9 protein-coding genes are annotated in these 18525 nt (G+C 43.5%); 7 read left to right on the top strand and 2 right to left on the bottom strand.

Features of this window, described 5'->3' with window-relative positions; translation table 11 throughout:
- Positions 1 to 240 precede the first annotated feature (240 nt).
- The gene (gene mqnC, locus AC59IL_RS11305) at positions 241 to 1365 is read right to left on the bottom strand and encodes a cyclic dehypoxanthinyl futalosine synthase (protein ID WP_496552229.1); all 1125 of its coding nucleotides are present in this window, start codon (positions 1363 to 1365) and stop codon (positions 241 to 243) included.
- Between the two features lie 756 nt (positions 1366 to 2121).
- Between mqnC and AC59IL_RS11310 the strand changes: the two genes are divergently transcribed.
- From AC59IL_RS11310 to AC59IL_RS11340, 7 genes are all read left to right on the top strand, one after another.
- The gene (locus AC59IL_RS11310; RefSeq protein WP_496552230.1) at positions 2122 to 3330 is read left to right on the top strand and encodes an aspartyl protease family protein; all 1209 of its coding nucleotides are present in this window, start codon (positions 2122 to 2124) and stop codon (positions 3328 to 3330) included.
- Positions 3331 to 3790: 460 nt separating this feature from the next.
- Positions 3791 to 5029, top strand: coding sequence for a M16 family metallopeptidase (locus tag AC59IL_RS11315; protein WP_496552231.1), 1239 nt, complete (start codon positions 3791 to 3793; stop codon positions 5027 to 5029).
- A 32-nt stretch (positions 5030 to 5061) separates the two neighbouring features.
- Positions 5062 to 6348, top strand: a complete 1287-nt coding sequence (locus AC59IL_RS11320) for a M16 family metallopeptidase (RefSeq protein WP_496552232.1) — start codon at positions 5062 to 5064, stop codon at positions 6346 to 6348.
- Between the two features lie 108 nt (positions 6349 to 6456).
- Positions 6457 to 6804, top strand: coding sequence for a phage holin family protein (locus AC59IL_RS11325; RefSeq protein WP_496552233.1), 348 nt, complete (start codon positions 6457 to 6459; stop codon positions 6802 to 6804).
- Positions 6805 to 7083: 279 nt separating this feature from the next.
- A complete protein-coding gene (locus AC59IL_RS11330) occupies positions 7084 to 9183 on the top strand; it encodes an alpha-ketoacid dehydrogenase subunit alpha/beta (protein ID WP_496552234.1) in 2100 nt (699 codons plus the stop codon).
- Positions 9184 to 9252: 69 nt separating this feature from the next.
- Positions 9253 to 9786: a Uma2 family endonuclease gene (locus tag AC59IL_RS11335; RefSeq protein WP_496552235.1), complete on the top strand. Its 534-nt coding sequence runs from the start codon at positions 9253 to 9255 to the stop codon at positions 9784 to 9786.
- 112 nt (positions 9787 to 9898) lie between these two features.
- Complete coding sequence (locus tag AC59IL_RS11340; RefSeq protein WP_496552236.1) at positions 9899 to 15721, top strand: carboxypeptidase-like regulatory domain-containing protein; 5823 nt, start codon at positions 9899 to 9901, stop codon at positions 15719 to 15721.
- A gap of 267 nt (positions 15722 to 15988) precedes the next feature.
- Here AC59IL_RS11340 and AC59IL_RS11345 read toward each other — a convergent pair whose 3' ends face one another.
- Positions 15989 to 18256 carry a penicillin acylase family protein gene (locus AC59IL_RS11345; RefSeq protein WP_496552237.1) on the bottom strand — a complete coding sequence of 756 codons (2268 nt, stop codon included), beginning with the start codon at positions 18254 to 18256 and terminating at the stop codon, positions 15989 to 15991.
- Positions 18257 to 18525: the final 269 nt, after the last annotated feature.

Here is an 18525-nt window from a genome sequence, read left to right on the forward strand (position 1 = left end):
AAAGTTGATTGTTGTCACACAACGAATAAGCAAAAATAACGGTCAATCTTTAAATTAAAATATGCCTTATACATTCATAAGTTACATAATATTTCTCACATGTAACACTAAGGGCAAATGGGTAATAAGGGAAGGATATAGGTCAGCGTAGATAGTACGTTGGGAGATGACAAAACCGAATTTGCATGAATAAGTTACCAGTTCCCGGTTGCCGGTAAATCGGGAACTGGTATCCGGAAACTAATAATCAATAACCTGCTCTTCGATTTGAACCGGTACCTGGCGAAACTCATATTGCTGGTTGCGCAATTGCGGTTCAAACCCGGCTTCTTTAATAGCCCTTTGTATACTTTTATAGGTAAAGCGGTGGGGTGCCCCGGCGGCGCTTACCACATTTTCTTCGAGCATAATGCTGCCAAAATCGTTGGCCCCTGCATGTAAGCAAATCTGGGCGGTTTGTTTACCAACGGTAAGCCACGATGCCTGAATGTTTTTTACGTTGGGTAACATGATGCGGCTAATGGCAATCATGCGAATATATTCATCGGGCGTGGTTAGGTTGTGCACACCGCGTATTTTGGCCAGCAGGGTATCTACATCCTGAAAAGTCCAGGGAATAAAGGCCAGAAACCCTTTGGCATCGGCCGGTTTTTTAGCCTGCACTTCCCTTATTTTAACCAGGTGCTCAAAACGTTCGCGCAGGGTTTCAACATGGCCGAACATCATGGTGGCCGAGGTAGTGATATTTAATTTATGCGCTTCATGCATAATATCGAGCCATTCCTGCGAGCCGCATTTTCCTTTTGAAATAAGGCGGCGCACCCGGTCGGTCAGAATTTCGGCGCCGGCGCCGGGCAAACTGTCCATACCGGCTTCTTTTAAGGCGGTTAAAACTTCGCAGTGTGTCGATTTTTCGAGTTTGGTAATATGGGCAACTTCAGGGGGCCCCAGGGTATGCAGTTTGAGCGTTGGGTACAGTTGTTTCAGCTGTTTAAACAGGTCAACATAAAATTGCAAACCCAGCTGTGGGTGGTGGCCGCCCTGCAGCAGCAACTGATCGCCGCCCCAGCGGAAAGTTTCATCAATTTTTCTTTTATAAGTATCAATATCGGTTATGTAAGCTTCTGAATGGCCGGGGATGCGGTAAAAATTGCAAAATTTACAATTGGCAATACATACATTGGTAGTGTTTACATTGCGATCTATTTGCCAGGTTACTTTTCCATGGGGTACCTGTTTTTTACGGCACTCATTGGCTACAAACATCAGTTCAGTAAGCGGGGCCTGTTCAAAAAGGGTCATTCCTTCCTCAATGGTCAGCATGTCGAAATTGAGGGCTTTCGAGTATAGCTCATCCAGATTCATAAATGTGTATTGTGGCAACAAAAGTACATAGTTCGTGGATTCACACTCCGATAAATTGCCGCTCTCAAAAAAATCAGGTTGGTCCCGACTAAGTCGGGAGCAGTTTTGACAGTTGGCGATGGGAGCGGCTACCTGCAAACTGCCATTTTGTATACTACCGGCTTTACTTCCTGGCTGAAGTTATGCGACCGTGTGTCCTAAGTTTTATGCATTAACCCCGAAACTGTCGCCTAATTTTAAACGCCTGTCGCGGAAACATCAGCGCCGGAGCACGGTAGCGCAAGGCCCGGCAAGCCTCGGTTGAAGTTGGCGCCGTTAATTTAATTGCCAACGACTCCCGCCCATTGGCATGACCGACCGCAAATTTTAAATGACCAGCCTTGCTTCGTTGAAATTACGCGACCCTATGTCGCCTGGCTTTGGGCATCTGCACCGGAAACTTCAGCGCCGGCGCACGATGATGCGAGGCGCGGCAGGCAGATTGGCAATTATCGCTGATAACTGTCAATTACAAACTTTCTTCTGCCGGTTGTATACTACAAACTGCTGTTTATGTGTTTTTATACCAATGGTTTAAGGATATCGTTTAAATCGATTATCTTTCTAACGGTATTCAATTCAAAACTAATGATGCTGTTTTATAGTCAGGAAAGTCGGAAAGACAGAAAAGTCCGAAAGATGATTGCCGGGCTTAAAGCTTTCTTTCAGACTTCCGGACTTTCGGACTTTCCGACAACTATAGTTAAACCTGGTCTTATGCGATTGCTAACCATACCCACCAAACTGTTGTTGCTGTTACTTATTACCGTAACACAGCTGCAGGCGCAGGAAGAGTTTGTTCCTCCGCCTGCTAAGTTGATTGCCCGTTTTCCGTTTAAATTACTAACCGGCGGTATTATTACCTTAAAAGCCCGGGTGAGTAATTTTCCCGATACGCTTACATTTATTCTCGATACCGGCAGCGGCGGCATTTCGCTCGATTCTGCTACTGCAGCCGAATTAAAATTGAAAACATCTTTAAGCGACCGCACCATTCGCGGTATTGCCGGTGTTCGCCGCGTATTTTTTGCCTATAAGCAAACGCTTCACCTGCCTCAGTTGTCGGTCGACAGTCTCGATTTTCATATTAATGACTATGACGTGCTCACCAGCGCCTACGGCGAAAAAATAGATGGCATTATCGGATTAAGCTTCTTATCGAGATATATTGTTACGGTAGATTACGACAGCCTGAAAATATCGGTTTTTACAAAAGGTACCATGAAATACCCACGGGGTGGTTTTTTATTAAAACCGCTGATACAAACTATTCCGATCATGCAGGCTACTATGAAAGATAATCGCCCGGTTGCCTCGCGTTTTTATTTTGATACCGGCGCCGGTATGTGCCTGCTGCTGTCGGCCGATTTTGTAAGCGACAGTAATTTCATAAAACCCAAACGCAAATGGTACGCTACCCAGGCCGAAGGACTGGGCGGCAAAGCGCCTATGAAACAGGGAGTTATAAAGCAATTGCAGGTGGGTCCGTACAGGTTCAAAAATATACCAACCTATATTTTCGACGATGAGTATAATGTTACGGCTTACCCCGCCCTGGCAGGATTGATTGGTAACGACCTGTTGCGCCGGTTTAACCTGATCATTAACTACGAGCGCCGGGATATTTATATGATGCCGAACTCGCATTACAAAGAACCTTTCGATTATTCCTACACCGGTTTAGGCATGTACGTGGTAAGTGGCGAAATTCAGGTGGTTGACATCATGCCCGAATCGCCGGCCGAGCAGGCGGGTTTTAAATCCGGTGATGTGATCATGGCGGTGGCAAATAATTTCAGTAATAACATTCAAACTTATAAAAATCTGATGCAAACACCGGGCGAAAGGCTCAAAGTGCTTGTTTTACGCAAAGAAGGCCCGGTGATCCTTACTCTGAAAGTGAAAAATATACTTACGGGCAAGTAGCGCCTTTTATTAACCACTTTCAACCAAATACCCCAACTTGTCGTTAATTTGTAGCCACGGATTTTGTCATGGGCGCTTTTCCGCCTGCGGCGGAATTTTTTGCCACTGGTTGCATCGTCTCCCGCTTTCGGCGGAAGACCAGGTGGCCACGAATTGCACAGATGAAATACAATTTTCATTTTTTGAAATGTTGCCTATACGCCTAAAGGCCGCTCACTAAAAGGCGTTACATTCGAAAAGAATTACTGTGTTCTACTTTGCAATTCTGTACAATTAAGCATAAATGAATGATTGCTATTAGTTTTAGTGTTAGAACCTGAATTTATCGGTGTTCATCTGTGCAATCTGTGGCAAAGTTGTATTCGTTGCGTCAGCAACGATGAATCCGTGGTAAAAAATATCCTGAGCGTAGCGAAGGATAAAAATTTATCTGTGTCCATCGATTTTAAAAGAACGGTTTATGATACAATTTGAAAAATTCACGCTATCGAATGGTTTAAGGGTTGTAGTGCATGAAGATCATTCTACCCCCATGGCAGTTTTAAATATTATGTATGATGTGGGGTCGAAGGATGAAGATCCCAATAAAACAGGTTTTGCCCATTTGTTCGAGCACCTGATGTTTGGCGGCTCGCGTAATATAGAAGATTTTGAAACGCCCCTGCAAATGGCGGGCGGCGAAAACAATGCCTATACCAGCAACGATGTTACCAATTACTACATTCAGTTGCCTGCCGAAAACCTCGAAACCGCATTTTGGCTCGAGAGCGACCGCATGCTGTCGCTGGCATTCAGCGAAAAAAGTCTGGAAGTACAACGTAAAGTAGTGGTTGAAGAATTTAAAGAGCACTACATTAACAAACCTTACGGCGATGTATGGTTTAAAATGCGCGAAATGGCGTATAAAACCCATCCGTACCGCTGGATGACCATCGGCAAAGAACTTTCGCATATTGAAAATGCCCGGTTGCAGGATGTAAAAGACTTTTTCTTTAAACATTATCGTCCGGTAAATGCCATTCTGGTAATCGGCGGTCATGTAAAAACCGATCATGTTCGCCAGCTTGCCGAAAAATGGTTTGGCGATATTCCGATGGGCGATAAATACATTCGCCGCATAGCCGACGAACCGGTGCAAAACGAAGCGCGTCGTGCCGAAGTACGGGCCGGTGTTCCGCTCGATGCAATGTATAAATGCTGGCATATGGATAACCGTCTCGATCATGGGTACTATGTGGCAGATCTTATAACCGAGGTATTGGGCGGCGGCGGCTCTTCGCGCCTGTATCAACGCCTGGTAAAAGAAAAGCAATTGTTCAGCCATATCGAGTGTTATCATTTTGGATCGGTTGATAAAGGGCTGCTTACCATCGAGGGCAAACTGGTAAAAGGGGTGAAAATGGATGATGCAGAAAATGCCGTGAACGAAGAGTTGGAAAAACTGAAACAGGATGGCATCAGTGAAAAAGAGCTCACCAAAATAAAAAACAAAACCGAAGCTACAATTGCCTTCGAAGATATGAGCGTGCTTACCCGCGCCAATAACCTGGCCTTTTACGAATTGCTGGGCGATGCGGCGCTGTTTAATGCCGACAGGGACAAATATTTTTCAGTAACAGGCGAAGACATATTGAACTACAGCCGTAAAATATTAACCCCCAACAACAGTAATACGCTTACCTACTATAGCAGCAATTAATTTGACGAACAAAAGACGAACAAACTGATAATATGCTTAACAGAACCATTGCGCCTCCTATTATAGACCCGGTTGCTTTTGATATTAATTTGCCGGCCTGTAAAAAATATACCCTTACCAACGGTGTTGAAGTGTATGCACTGGATATGGGCAACGAAGATACCATGATGGTAAACTGGGTTTTTTACGCCGGTAACTGGTTCGAAACAAAAAAAGCGGTTGCCGCAGCTACCAACGCTATGCTGAAGAATGGCACCACTAAAAAAACAGCTTTCGAGATCAATGAACATTTTGAGTACTACGGCGCTTACCTGAACCGCAACTGTTATAACGAAACAGCCGAAGTAACGCTTCATACTTTAAATAAACATATTAACGAACTGCTGCCCGTGGTGGCCGAGCTGGCACAGGAATCAACTTTTCCGCAGGAAGAGCTGAACATTTATAAACAAAACTCACAGCAACGCCTAAAGGTAAATTTGCAAAAAAGCGAGTTTGTGGCCGGCCGTTTAATTGATGCCTATTTATTCGGCGAACAACATCCGTATGGCAAATACCTGAACCTCGAAGATTATGCAACTGTTCAGCGCGAAGATATACTGGCTTTTTATGATGCCTATTATCGCAATGGCCGCTGTGTAATTTTCGTGGCTGGCAAATTGCCAAAGGATATTATTGAAAGTCTTGAGAAATATTTTGGCCACCTGCCCCTGAAGGCACGTACCGGCGCTGCCGAAACAATACAGCATCCGTTACAGCCTGCGGTGCAAAAAAAGTATCAGATATTGAACGATCCCGATGGGGTACAATCGGCTATTCGCCTGGCGAGGCCGTTTCCCAACAGGCACCATCCCGATTTTCAAAAAGCGCTGGTGCTGAACAATCTGTTCGGTGGCTTTTTTGGTTCGCGACTGATGGGCAATATTCGGGAAGACAAAGGCTACACGTACGGTATTTACAGTTACCTGATGAACTTTACCAGCGAAAGCGGCTGGATGATCAGTACCGAAGCTGGCCGCGATGTAACGGAAGACACTGTAAAGGAAATATATTATGAAATGGAACAGTTGCGCGAGGAGCCGGTTGATGACGAAGAATTAATGATGACGCGCAATTCAATGATCGGAAGCATTCTCGGCGATCTCGACGGGCCATTTCAGGTTATCGGCCGCTGGAAAAATATGATATTGAACAATGTAGATGAAAACTATTTTTCGCGCAGCGTTCAAATCATAAAAACCGTAACCGCCATTGAATTGCAGGAGCTGGCCAACAAATACCTGCAGCCCGAGGCGTTTTATGAACTGGTAGTGATATAATTTCTGATTTTGAGATTTAGAGATTTTGAGATTTGTTCAGTGGGCCGGCATCAAATGAAATCTCAAAATCTCTAAAATCCCGAAATCCCAAAATCCCAACATATTGTTATGAATTTCATTATGCGTATCGTTGTTACTTCCATTGTTGCCTTTGGGTTATCGTATATTCTCAGTGGTGTACACATCGATACATTTTGGACGGCCATTGTGCTTGCCCTGGTATTGGCTATTTTAAATGCAATTGTAAAACCGATTCTGTTTATAATCACCATTCCCATCACCCTGTTAACATTGGGCCTGTTTTATTTTGTACTGAATGCACTGATGATCATTCTCGCCGATAAATTCATAAAGGGTTTTGCTGTAGACGGCTTTTGGTGGGCCTTGTTGTTCAGCCTGCTGCTGTCGATCGTTACTTCGGTATTGTATAAAGAGAAAAGGGAAGAAAAAGAATGAGATGACCATAGATGCATTGCCTGCGTTGTAAAAAGTTTGCCTCTTTACAACTAATCATAAATGAATGACAGCAATTAGTTTTTGAGTTAGATCGTTACTTATCTGTGTTCATCTGTGGTAAAATCATTTTCCGTCGCCGAAGGCGACGGGCTTGAACCTGTGGCCGTTGCGCCGGCAATGGCATCCGTAGCCATCCTTCACAAAAAAATCTCCTCGCCCGGCTGCTTCACGCTGCGATTTGCCCTAACTTCATGGTACACATTTTTATTACCATTTTGTATGCACTTCGATAGCAAAGATTTGACCCACGACCAGTTGGTTCATTTTTATAAAAGCCTGTTGTTGCCAAGAATGATCGAGGAAAAGATGCTGGTGCTTTTGCGTCAGGGAAAAATTTCCAAGTGGTTCAGCGGCATTGGCCAGGAAGCTATTGCTACAGGCGTTACCCTGGCATTGGAAGAAGACGAATGGATTTTACCCCTGCACAGGAACCTCGGTGTGTTTACCAACCGGCATATGCCTTTGCACAAATTACTAATGCAATGGCAGGGGGGCATTGGCGGGTACAGCAATGGGCGTGAACGAAGTTTTCATTTTGGTAATGCAAACCACCACATTTGCGGCATGATATCGCACCTGGGGCCGCAATTAGGCATTGCCGATGGAATTGCGCTTGCCAGCAAGCTTCGCGGGGAAAATAAAGTAGTAGTTGTTTTTACCGGCGAAGGCGGAACCAGTGAAGGCGATTTTCACGAAGCCCTGAATTTGGCAGCCGTATGGGAATTGCCGGTAATTTTTGTAATTGAAAACAATGGCTATGCGCTCAGCACACCGGTTAACGAACAATACCGTTGCGAAGCATTGGTTGAGCGCGCCCGCGGTTATGGTATCGACGGCGTTAAAATAGATGGCAATAATCTTCTCGGTGTTTACGATACTATTCAAGGCGTTCGGCAGTATTGCATAGAGTACCAGAAGCCTTACCTCGTTGAATGCGCCACTTTTCGTATGCGCGGACACGAAGAAGCCAGCGGCACCAAATACATTCCCTCGTATTTATTTGATATATGGGAAACAAAAGACCCCATAAAAAATTACGAGCAGTTTTTAATGTCGAAACAGGTGCTTAATAAAGAACTGGTTGAAAGCATTCGCCAGGACCTTAAGGAATATATTGATGTGGAGCTTACTATTGGCTTCAATGGTAAACCGATGTTGGTGGATACAGAAAGGGAATTGAAAGATGTTTATGCGAAATCAGAGGTTAGAAGTCTGAAATCAGAAGCAGGAAGTAAGAAGTATGAAGTAGGAAGCATGATGGCGGAAGCTGTTTTGATAGAAGTAGAAGATGCTGTTGATGTAGCCGATCTGGGACCGCATACATCGAACCTGAAACACCTTTCGGGTGAATCATCTACCGAAATTCGATTTATAGATGCTATAAAAGCGGGTTTGCATCAGAGCATGAACGAGCATCCCGATCTGATACTAATGGGGCAGGATATTGCCGAATATGGCGGTGTGTTTAAAATAACAGAAGGCTTTGTTGAAGAATTTGGAAAAGAAAGAGTGCGCAACACGCCCTTGTGCGAAAGCGCTGTAATCGGCGCATCGCTGGGCTTGAGCCTAAAGGGATTTAAATCGGTGATCGAAATGCAGTTTGCCGATTTTGTGACGATGGGTTTTAACCAGATCGTAAACAATCTGGCAAAGATCCATTATCGATGGGGGCAATCGGCCAGTGTGGTTATTCGCATGCCAACAGGAGCCGGGGTAGGCGCCGGACCTTTTCACTCGCAAAGCAACGAAGCGTGGTTTGTGCATACGCCGGGATTGAAAGTGGTGTATCCGAGTACGCCGGCCGATGCAAAAGGATTGCTTATTGCGGCTATTAACGATCCCAATCCTGTGTTATATTTCGAGCATAAAGCCTTATACCGCAGCGTTAGTGGCGATGTCCCTGACGAGTATTACGAAATTGAGATCGGTAAAGCGCGGCATGTACGCACCGGAGAAGATGTGTCAATTATCACCTATGGGTATGGCGTGATATGGGCAGAAGATTATGCATCACACCATCCTGAAATTTCAATCGACATACTTGATTTACGCACCTTATTGCCGCTTGATTATGAAGCCATTCATGCAGCTGTAGAAAGAACCGGTCGCGTAATGATATTGCACGAGGATACGCTCACCGGCGGCATTGGTGGCGAAATAGCAGCCTGGATTGGCGAACATTGTTTTCAGTTGCTCGATGCGCCTGTAATGCGCTGCGCCTCGCTCGACACACCGGTACCCTTTAATACCGGGCTCGAAAATAATTTTCTGGCCAAAGCGAGGTTGCATGAAACGGTGGAAAGGTTGATAAATTATTAACATTAAGCATAGACTTGCACCTGCTTCCGCCATTCAATCTTAATGCTTACCTTTATAAAAAGAATATAGTTGAGCAACGCTGTAAAAATATTACCTCATTATACTTATGATGATTATGTGCAATGGGAAGGCCAATGGGAATTAATTGATGGCATTCCCTATGCGATGAGTCCATTGCCTGTTCCAAATCATCAACGGATTGCCTTGAATCTGTCGGTAGAATTTAGGGTGCCATTAAAAGCCTATAATAAATGCATTGTGTATCAACCCATAGATTACCGGGTAACTGATGATACCATTTTGCAACCCGATATGCTGGTTGTATGTGGTGAAATAACAAAAAAGTATCTTGATTTTCCTCCTGCCTTGGTTGTAGAAATTTTATCTCCTGCTACGGCCTTGAAAGACCGTCATACTAAATATGGTATTTACGAATCGCAGGGCATTAAATATTATATCATAATTGCTCCCGATAAACAGGAAGCAGAGATTTATGAACTGATTGAGGGCAAGTATCATTTAAAACAAACAGGCAAAGATCTAATACACGAATTTTTCTTTCCTGAATGTAACGCTCGTGTTGATTTTAAGGAAATCTGGTGATTTAATTTGCGCCTTCGCGTCTTTGCGCGAACTTTTTCACTTCCCCCAAAAAAATACTGCTTCCCTTTATGTAATTTCTCCCTTTTCGGTATCCTCTTACTAAACCACCTGCATGGGAAAACGATTACTCCTTGCCCTGATATTGATTATTCCCTGTTTTTGCATTGCACAAAATAATTTATCGGCAAGCCGCCATACCAGTTTATATACCTATGTGTACCGCATAACCGGCAACGAAACGCTGGCTCTGTACAAAAGTGATATGGATAAGCTGGATGAGAAATTCCTGCATACGCTCGTCGACTCCTTTTTAACCGATAATGATTATACCCCCCACTTACCGGCAGGTGATTATTTGTTTGTAAAAGCACAGGATAACCGGTTGCGCGGCGAGCTGAAGATGATTGGCGACCTGCAATATAAACTGGTAAATAATAATCACGATCTGGTGGTTGCCCTGCATAACAATAATGGCGGTTTTATCAGTAATGCAGCAGTTAGCATCGGCAATAAAAAAATGACTTTCGATAACGCCACACAAACTTATCGCAGTAATAAACGAAAACGAACCGGTGTGTTGAAAGTAAATCAGGAGGGGGCGCTTTATTTATTTCCTGTCAGGAAGGTTGTGCCCGGGCGGTATCATCGGTTTTCATTACGGCGTTTTTTAAAATCGCCGTTAAAATATACGGCAGCACGAATTCGCCGGTTATTTCCTAAGAAAAGAAATTATTACAATGATTATTTCAGACGAGGTACTTCATATGAAAGCCGCTTCCGTGGTTATATGGCGTTTAACAAACCCATGTATAAACCGGGTGATACGGTAAAACTGAAAGCATTTATTTTAACGAAACAGGGCAAGCCCGTGAACAGACCGCTGTTGCTGCGATTGACCGGAGATAGATTTGAGCCCGACACATTGATGACTACCATTCATCCGTACCGGCCCGGTGGTTTCGAATACCAGTTTGTGTGCAGCGATACCCTTGATCTTGATTTGGATGATGATTATTTGATAACCCTCGAAGAACTGAAAAGCCGCCGGTACGATATTAATGAATACGATGGCGATCTGGATGATGACGACTATGCCATGAAACGGAAAGTGCTGATGCGCGGAACGTTCCGGTACGAAGAATATGAACTGAATAACATTACGTTTACAGCACGTGCCGATAAAACAAACCACAGCCGGGGTAACCCTGCAGCGGTGTACCTGAAAGCTATCGATGAAAATGAACTGGCTGTTCCTGATGGGCGGGTAGAAATTCTGATAACAGCATCCGAATGGGGTAAAACCGGTTTTTATGGTTCGAAAGTGTTTCTGCCCGATACATTATGGCAATACAGTAAACCGCTTGATGCCATTGGCGAAACAAAAATTATAATACCCGACAGCATTTTTCCCGCTGCCGATTTTGACTATACCATCAGCTGTAATTTTTTAAACAGCAATAACGAATATCACACCCAAACCCTGAATCAGCATTTTTATAATAACCGGCACAAAATAGTATTCAATGTGCAGCATGATAGTTTGTTTATTGATTACGAAATTGCGGGGCAAACGGCATCGGCAAGCGGCACACTATATGCGTTTAATGATAATGATGATACATTAACGCAGCAAACTCTTCAACTGCCGGCGGCACTTGCAGTGAATAACTTTGCCAGTTATTATAAAGTTAAAACCGACAGCGTTGCCGAAGTGTACGAGTTTCAACAAACAAAAAATTTACTATCGTGTAATGCCTGGCGTACCCGCGATTCGGTTAGCCTGCAGGTAGTAAACCCGTCCCGGTTGTTTTTCTGGTACACGATTTTTGCCGGTAACAAAATCATTAGCAAGGGATATAGCAATTCATTGGAGTATGCCGGCAAGGTGAGCACGCCAAAGAACTATTCTCTTTCGTTGCAATATATATATGCCGGCAAGGTTACAACTGATAATTATAACATTCCGTATAGTAACAAATTGTTGAACATTCAGGTAAATCAGCCCGGTCAGGTGTATCCCGGCAAAAAAGCTACTATTGAAATTGATGTAAAAGATGCCAACGGCAAACCGGTTAGCGATGCAGATGTAACGGCATGGGCATTCACAAAAAAATTTCAAAAAGTTGATTTGCCCATTATGCCTTACCTCGGTAAAAGATATGCCGGCAGAAAATTAGGAGCGAGTTTTTTGCCAGGCCAGCAAAAGGATTTTGATGGTACCATGCATTTAAACTGGGAACGGTATAGTCGCGAAATGAAGCTCGATACGATCGAATATTTTCACTTTTTGCATACCCCTGCTATATATATCAACGAAGAACCGGCTCGCAACAGCATTACCCAAATTGCTCCTTTTGTATTACTGAATGGCGATATTCGGCCCGTTCACATGATTTATATTGATGAAGTGCCGGTATTTTTTAGCCAGGCTCAGCACCTGCAGCAATACAGCTTTGTTGTGTCGCCGGGTAAACATACATTACGGTTACGAACTAACCGGCAAATGATAAAGCTTGACAGCTTTTGGGTGAAACAGGGCATGAAAACATTCATTGGCATTAATGCCGATACAAACATCAACAAGCAAATTCATGTACAGCAGGTGCCCGATACCCTTACGAATTATGAAAAGAGTTTATGGAGCCGCTACATGCTGTTGATTGAAAATAATTTTGGCGAAAACTACGCCTATGTTCGCCAGTTCAACCGCGTATTTTTGGTAAACCCCGGATACAATAAACAGAACACACATATTGTTACCGGTCCTTTATTGCCCGAATACAGTAAGCTGGTGGTAAAAGACAAGTTTGAGCAATTGTTTGATCCCGAAGGCAATTATTTATTTGATATACAAAAAGGTCTGATCAAACAAAAGCAGTTGCCTTATGACAGATATGCTTTTAATGCCCGGCTTTCATCAGGAATACCGCAACAAAATTTCAGGGATTTTGTGCTAACCGAAAAAGAGATAGACAGTATGTGGGAAGATTACCTGAATAACCGCAGCGCCAATGTATCGTTGTTTAAAAATGATGCCATTAATAAATTGGATAATGGCCGGTTGCAGATTAATGTTGACAGCGAATACATAAAGCATTCGATATTTATTAAGAATATCTTTTTGTTCAGATATGATAATCCCGACTTTCTGCGTGTTTACCCCGGCAGCAACCGCGATCTTGGTTATATGCAGCCCGGTAAATACCGGTTATTATTATTGTTGAAAGGGAACAGGTATTTTATAAAAGACAGCCTGCTGATACGGCCAAATGGCATCAATTATTACAGGGTTGAAACAAACAGTGCACATGCCATGGATACCATGAGTACCCGTATAGCTGTTGTTGTTAACAGCCGGGAAAAAGACTGGTGGGCGGGTAATCAGGATCAGGATATGAATGTTATAAAAGAAAGGTTTAACGAAAAATACCTCGATCCTGTAACGTTTACGGGAATGGCCGTCGGGCAGGTAACAGATGCAAAATCGGGCCAGCCTATACAAGGCGTATCAATAGGGGTGAAAGGTACTAAAGTAACTACGGTAACCGATGCGAAGGGTAATTTTTCATTAAAAGTGCCGGAACATGGTATGCTGTTAGCGACTTATGTTGGCTACGAAACAAAAGAAGTGCGTATATCGGAAACAATAACTTATAATATTAAACTTATTGAGAGCAGCGCCAACCTTCAGGATGTGGTGGTGGTTGGTTATGCCTCTATGCCAAAGAGAGAGTTAACAGGTGCGATGTCAATAGCAAATCCGTTGCAGGGGAAGTTGGCCGGCATATCAATCAGGGGTATTTCCTCCATTGAAAATGCTTTGCCGCTTATTATTATTGACGGTTTGCCTTTTAGCGGAAGCATGGCCGATATTGATCCTTCACTTATCACCGATGTGAAAGTGCTGAAGGATGCAGCAGCAACAACCATTTATGGCGCACGGGGCGCAAATGGCGTAGTGATCATCACAACCAAAAAATCAGCAACTGCCATTGATGCGCTTGCAGATAATGAAACACCACAGGAAGGAAACACCTTGCGCAGTCATTTCAGGGACGATGCATTTTGGCAACCCAAATTAAGGACCGATGCGCAGGGTAAAACTTCATTCACAATTAAATATCCGGATGATATTACCAAATGGCGAACTTTTTTTGCGGTTGTTGGTCCGCATAAACAAACAGGATTTGTTGAACAGTCAGTTCGTTCGTTTAAGCTGGTGAGCGCCAACATTTCGCTGCCGCAGTTTGCTATAGCAGGTGATTCAATAAATGTAATAGGTAAAACACTCAATTATTCATTAGATAGCATTCGTTTACAGCGAAGATTTAAAATTGATAGCGTGCTGCAACAGGAAAGTGTTATTGGCTTGCGCAATGTATTTATCGACACGTTTAACATAACTGCGCCCGATAAAGATTCGCTGAAACTAACCTATACCGTTCAAAAAGAAGATGGATATTTTGATGGCGAAGAACGCAGCATTCCTGTTTATAAACAAGGCACTCTTGAAACCCATGGCTTTTTTGCGGCGCTTACGAAAGACACATCATTTACTTTTCAGCTTCCCGCCGAATCGGGTAAAATAAAGTTATATGCCGAATCATCTGTACTGCCCGTGCTGCTCGATGAAATAGACCGTGTTCGTGATTATGAATATTTGTGTAACGAACAATTGGCTTCTAAACTAATAGCCCTGTTATTAAAGAAGAAAGTATATGGCTATTTGAAAAAAGAGTTTCGGGAAGAAAAAAATATACCGGATATAATCAGCAAACTTAATCAGGGTAAATCATCGGCAGGTTTGTGGGGCTGGTGGAAAAACAACGAGCTTGTGCCCTGGATATCGTACCATGCAACAGAAGCATTGCTGATGGCCGAAAAAGCCGGATATACCGTTAATCTGAATAAGCAACTGATAACAGATTATTTGGTTTATCAGGTAGAAAAATATCATGGCACTGAACAGTTGTTTACGCTTCAGTTATTGCATGCACTTGGCGCCAATGCCGATTACAAACGGTACATCGATACACTCGAAAAGCAAAGATCGCAGCTTAATCTGTACCAAACGCTCACGTTGCAGCAACTGAAGCAATCGCTGGGCATGGAAGTCAGGATCGATACATTGATATCAAAACGAAACTTTACTGTATTTGGAAGTATGTACTGGGGCGAAGAAGGGTATAACTTTTTTGATAATTCCATTCAAAATACGGTATTAATGTACCGCATTCTTAGGGAAGCAGACGGATTCGAACCTATGTTAGAACTGGCAAGGAACTATTTTCTTCAGATGCGCAAGGCCGGCTGTTGGCGCAATACGTATGAATCGGCTCTGATACTTGAAACCATATTGCCTGATATATTGCAGCAGCAAAATGCAAATGAACCGGCTTCAATAACAATAAACGGCGCAGCGCCGGTGCAAACATTTCCGTGGACGGCCCATATGAATGCCAATGAAAAGATAACCGTTTCAAAAAAAGGCGCGATGCCGGTATATTTTACAGCGTACAGCCAAAGCTGGAATACATCGCCCCAAAAGTCGGCCAACAATTTTGAAGTAAGCAGTTCATTCGAAAAGAACAACGCCATCATCACCACATTAAAAGCCGGCGAGCCGGTGGTGTTAAAGGTAAAAGTAACCGTAAAGGCCGATGCCGATTATGTAATGCTACAAATACCCATACCGGCGGGATGTTCCTATAATGATAAGAACCAATCGTACTATAACAACGAAGTGCACCGCGAATACTTTAAGAATAAGGTGAGCATATTTTGCAGTGCTTTGCGCAAAGGCGATTATACATTCACTGTATCCTTATTGCCCCGGTACACCGGCAAATACTTTTGCAACCCGGCCCGCGCCGAAATGATGTACTTCCCGGTGTTTTACGGCCAGGAGGGGATGAAGAGGGTACGGATTGAGTAATATAGCCGGAGGTAAACAGCCCGAGAAACGCGAGTATATGGCCATGGGTGTAGTTGGTGATGATGAGGTTGGTCAGCCGAGTGATATTGTGAGTGTGGTGTTTGGTGGGTAAAGAGAAATTTTCGCGCAAAGGCGCATAAGGCGCTAAGAATGCAGTTGCGCTAAGAGCTATAAAAGAAAAAGGAGAAAAAGAGATTTTCATTCACCTTTTTTTCTCCTTTCCCTTTCTGTTACCTGTAACTTGTAACCTGAAACCTGTAACTACAATCACTCCCCCGGATGATACTCTCTCTCCACATGCTTCACCACATCCTCCTTATAAAAAAGCACATCCTTAAAAATTCCTTTCGTATACATCTCAGCCTGATCGTTGAAGTGGGGTGAAGCGGGGTTGCCGCTTTCGCCGCCGGCGAGTAGTGATTTAGCTTTTACTTTCTTTCCAAATTCAACAGCGCAAATGAAACTGTTGCCATTATAACCATATCTTTTTTTAGTGCCATCAACATAACGGCTAACGAATGATGGAATGCAGCCCCATATCGAAGCGGCCATGCCAACAGGTAAACTGTGTTTGCTGTCGTCGTAGGTTTCCTGCAACTCTCCGGTTAATCGCTGATAACGGTTGATGCTTCCCCATGCAATTTGCCAGTTGCCAAACCTGGCGGTTAGTTCGTTTATAACGGCATTCAACGCACTGACTAATTCATTGACCGATGCAGTGGTGGCATATTCGTGAACACGGGTTACAAAATCAACTTCGTTACCATTTACCCGAACCTGGTTGATGAACGGTTGTAATTTTTGTATCCACTCAATGGCCAGCGTGGTGGAAATAGATGTGACGGAAGCATGCAGGTTCCAGCTTTTTAATATTTGCACCGGTTCGGCCAGTTTGTTGTATAATGAATCTGTTTTAGGTAAATCGTTCTCAAAACGTTTTACAAAAGCGGGAATCAATGCTGTGAATGCGGCGAGGTAGGTGTTATATCCTGTTTTAATAATTGAATCGATGGTATAACCGTGGGCATTTTGTAATAATCTGGCTGCATTAATGCCGCGAAAATTTTCAGGCTCGGTAGCCATGTAAAACGGGTATTGCTCCTTTTTCGGACTGCTCTCACCCGATGATGTAAATGGGGTAGAGTTGCAATTTTGTATCCATCCGCTTGGTGGATTGTACAAGTGTATGGTTTCATCTAACGTATGCAAACCTTTCCATTCGGTGGCTTTTATGCTGCCATCAACGGGTTTTGTCCAGTCGTATGTGATATCGCGGCGCGGAATAAAATTGCCATGCCAGTAAGCAATATTGCCTTTGTCGTCGGCAAATACGGTGTTGTTCGATGCATTCGACATCAGCTCCATATTCTTTTTGAAAGATGCAAATCCGGTTGCTTTGGTGCGTTGCCACGATTGTATCAAACTTGTCATCGACCGGTTGTTGGCTTTTACACTGAGCCATTGTCCGTTGCGAATGCCCATTATCGGTCCGTGATGTGTTGCATAGGTTTTTATGGTTTTGCTTTTGATGCTGTTGCCATCTTTATAACATACCGTAACAGTATGTTCCTTTACCGGCAACAGCTTGTTATCATATTCGTAAAACAACTTATTATCTTTCTTTACAACCTTTTCAGTATACAGGTCGGCAACATCTGAATAACTACTGGTATGCATCCATCCGCAATGTTCATTAAAACCCTGATAAACGAACAGCTGTCCCCAGGTTACTGCGCCGTAAGCATTCAACCCTTCTTCACTGATCACATGCACTTCGGGCCTGAAATAAAAGGTAACATGCGGATTGATATACAAAATGGCATTGCCCGAAGCAGTGCGTGCCGGTGCAAGTGCAAATCCATTGGAGCCGGATGGTAGTTCTTCGGAAGCTTGTTGTATTGGCGCGACTTGTGCCGCGACTCTTTCGACCCGCCTAAAGTCGGGCAGGCTTTCGCTCAAAACTCCGGCTCTCCCTCTTGCGTCATTTAATGCAAGCGGCGCAGAATTACCACTGTAAAAGCTTTTCACTTCATCAACAGTTAATCCGCCCGATTGAATGGCCGATATGCTTCCATCTGTCCACATCAGCTGATACCAGGGTTCAAAATGTTTTAGTAAAACTGGTTTTACCGAAGGATTTTTATACAGATAATAATTGATGCCATCTGCAAAGGCCTGCAATAACTTCTTCAACCACTCCGGACTGTTTTTATAATCTGCTACTGCTCCGGCTGAATCAACCAGTAATTTTGTATACAGATCGGTGTACAAATTATTTTCGCCGCCAACTTCAGCGCTTCTTCCCAAAATATCGATGTAATTTTTTTCTACTCTTTTGAAATCATCTTCGCATTGGGCATATAGCAAACCGAACACGCAGTCTGCATCGGTTTTACCATAAATATGTGGAATACCCCAATTGTCGCGTATAATGGTAACGCGCTTTGCCTGCTGCTGCCAGCGGACAATTTCTTCTTTGGAGAAGTTTTGCGCAAAAAGCGATAAGGGGAATAAAAGAAATAGAATAAGCTTCATTTTATAAAGATAAGTTCGAAGTTTGTTATGGTGTATAGCGGTGTACTACTTTCTTAGTGCCGTTAGGCACATGAAGTTGGTAGAAAATTATTATGATATTTTATCGTGCCATTAGGCACGGAACATAAGATATTTCAATCATGTGCTTCAATAATGTTTTGTGCCTGACGGCACTAAGTGCCTTTAATTTGTTTATTGCTACCAATATATAGTCCCTCCGGGACAAAATCCTGGCGACTTGGTTTTTAACCTCTGACCTCAGTCTTTCG

The organism is Niastella sp. sgz303648, assembly GCF_059587045.1.

Coding starts and splice junctions, on each gene's coding strand:
- AC59IL_RS11315 (WP_496552231.1), top strand. CDS start 3,791: ATGATACAATTTGAAAAATTCACGCTATCGAATGGTTTAAGGGTTGTA.
- mqnC (WP_496552229.1), bottom strand. CDS start 1,365: ATGAATCTGGATGAGCTATACTCGAAAGCCCTCAATTTCGACATGCTG.
- AC59IL_RS11345 (WP_496552237.1), bottom strand. CDS start 18,256: ATGAAGCTTATTCTATTTCTTTTATTCCCCTTATCGCTTTTTGCGCAA.
- AC59IL_RS11320 (WP_496552232.1), top strand. CDS start 5,062: ATGCTTAACAGAACCATTGCGCCTCCTATTATAGACCCGGTTGCTTTT.
- AC59IL_RS11310 (WP_496552230.1), top strand. CDS start 2,122: ATGCGATTGCTAACCATACCCACCAAACTGTTGTTGCTGTTACTTATT.
- AC59IL_RS11325 (WP_496552233.1), top strand. CDS start 6,457: ATGAATTTCATTATGCGTATCGTTGTTACTTCCATTGTTGCCTTTGGG.
- AC59IL_RS11330 (WP_496552234.1), top strand. CDS start 7,084: ATGCACTTCGATAGCAAAGATTTGACCCACGACCAGTTGGTTCATTTT.
- AC59IL_RS11340 (WP_496552236.1), top strand. CDS start 9,899: ATGGGAAAACGATTACTCCTTGCCCTGATATTGATTATTCCCTGTTTT.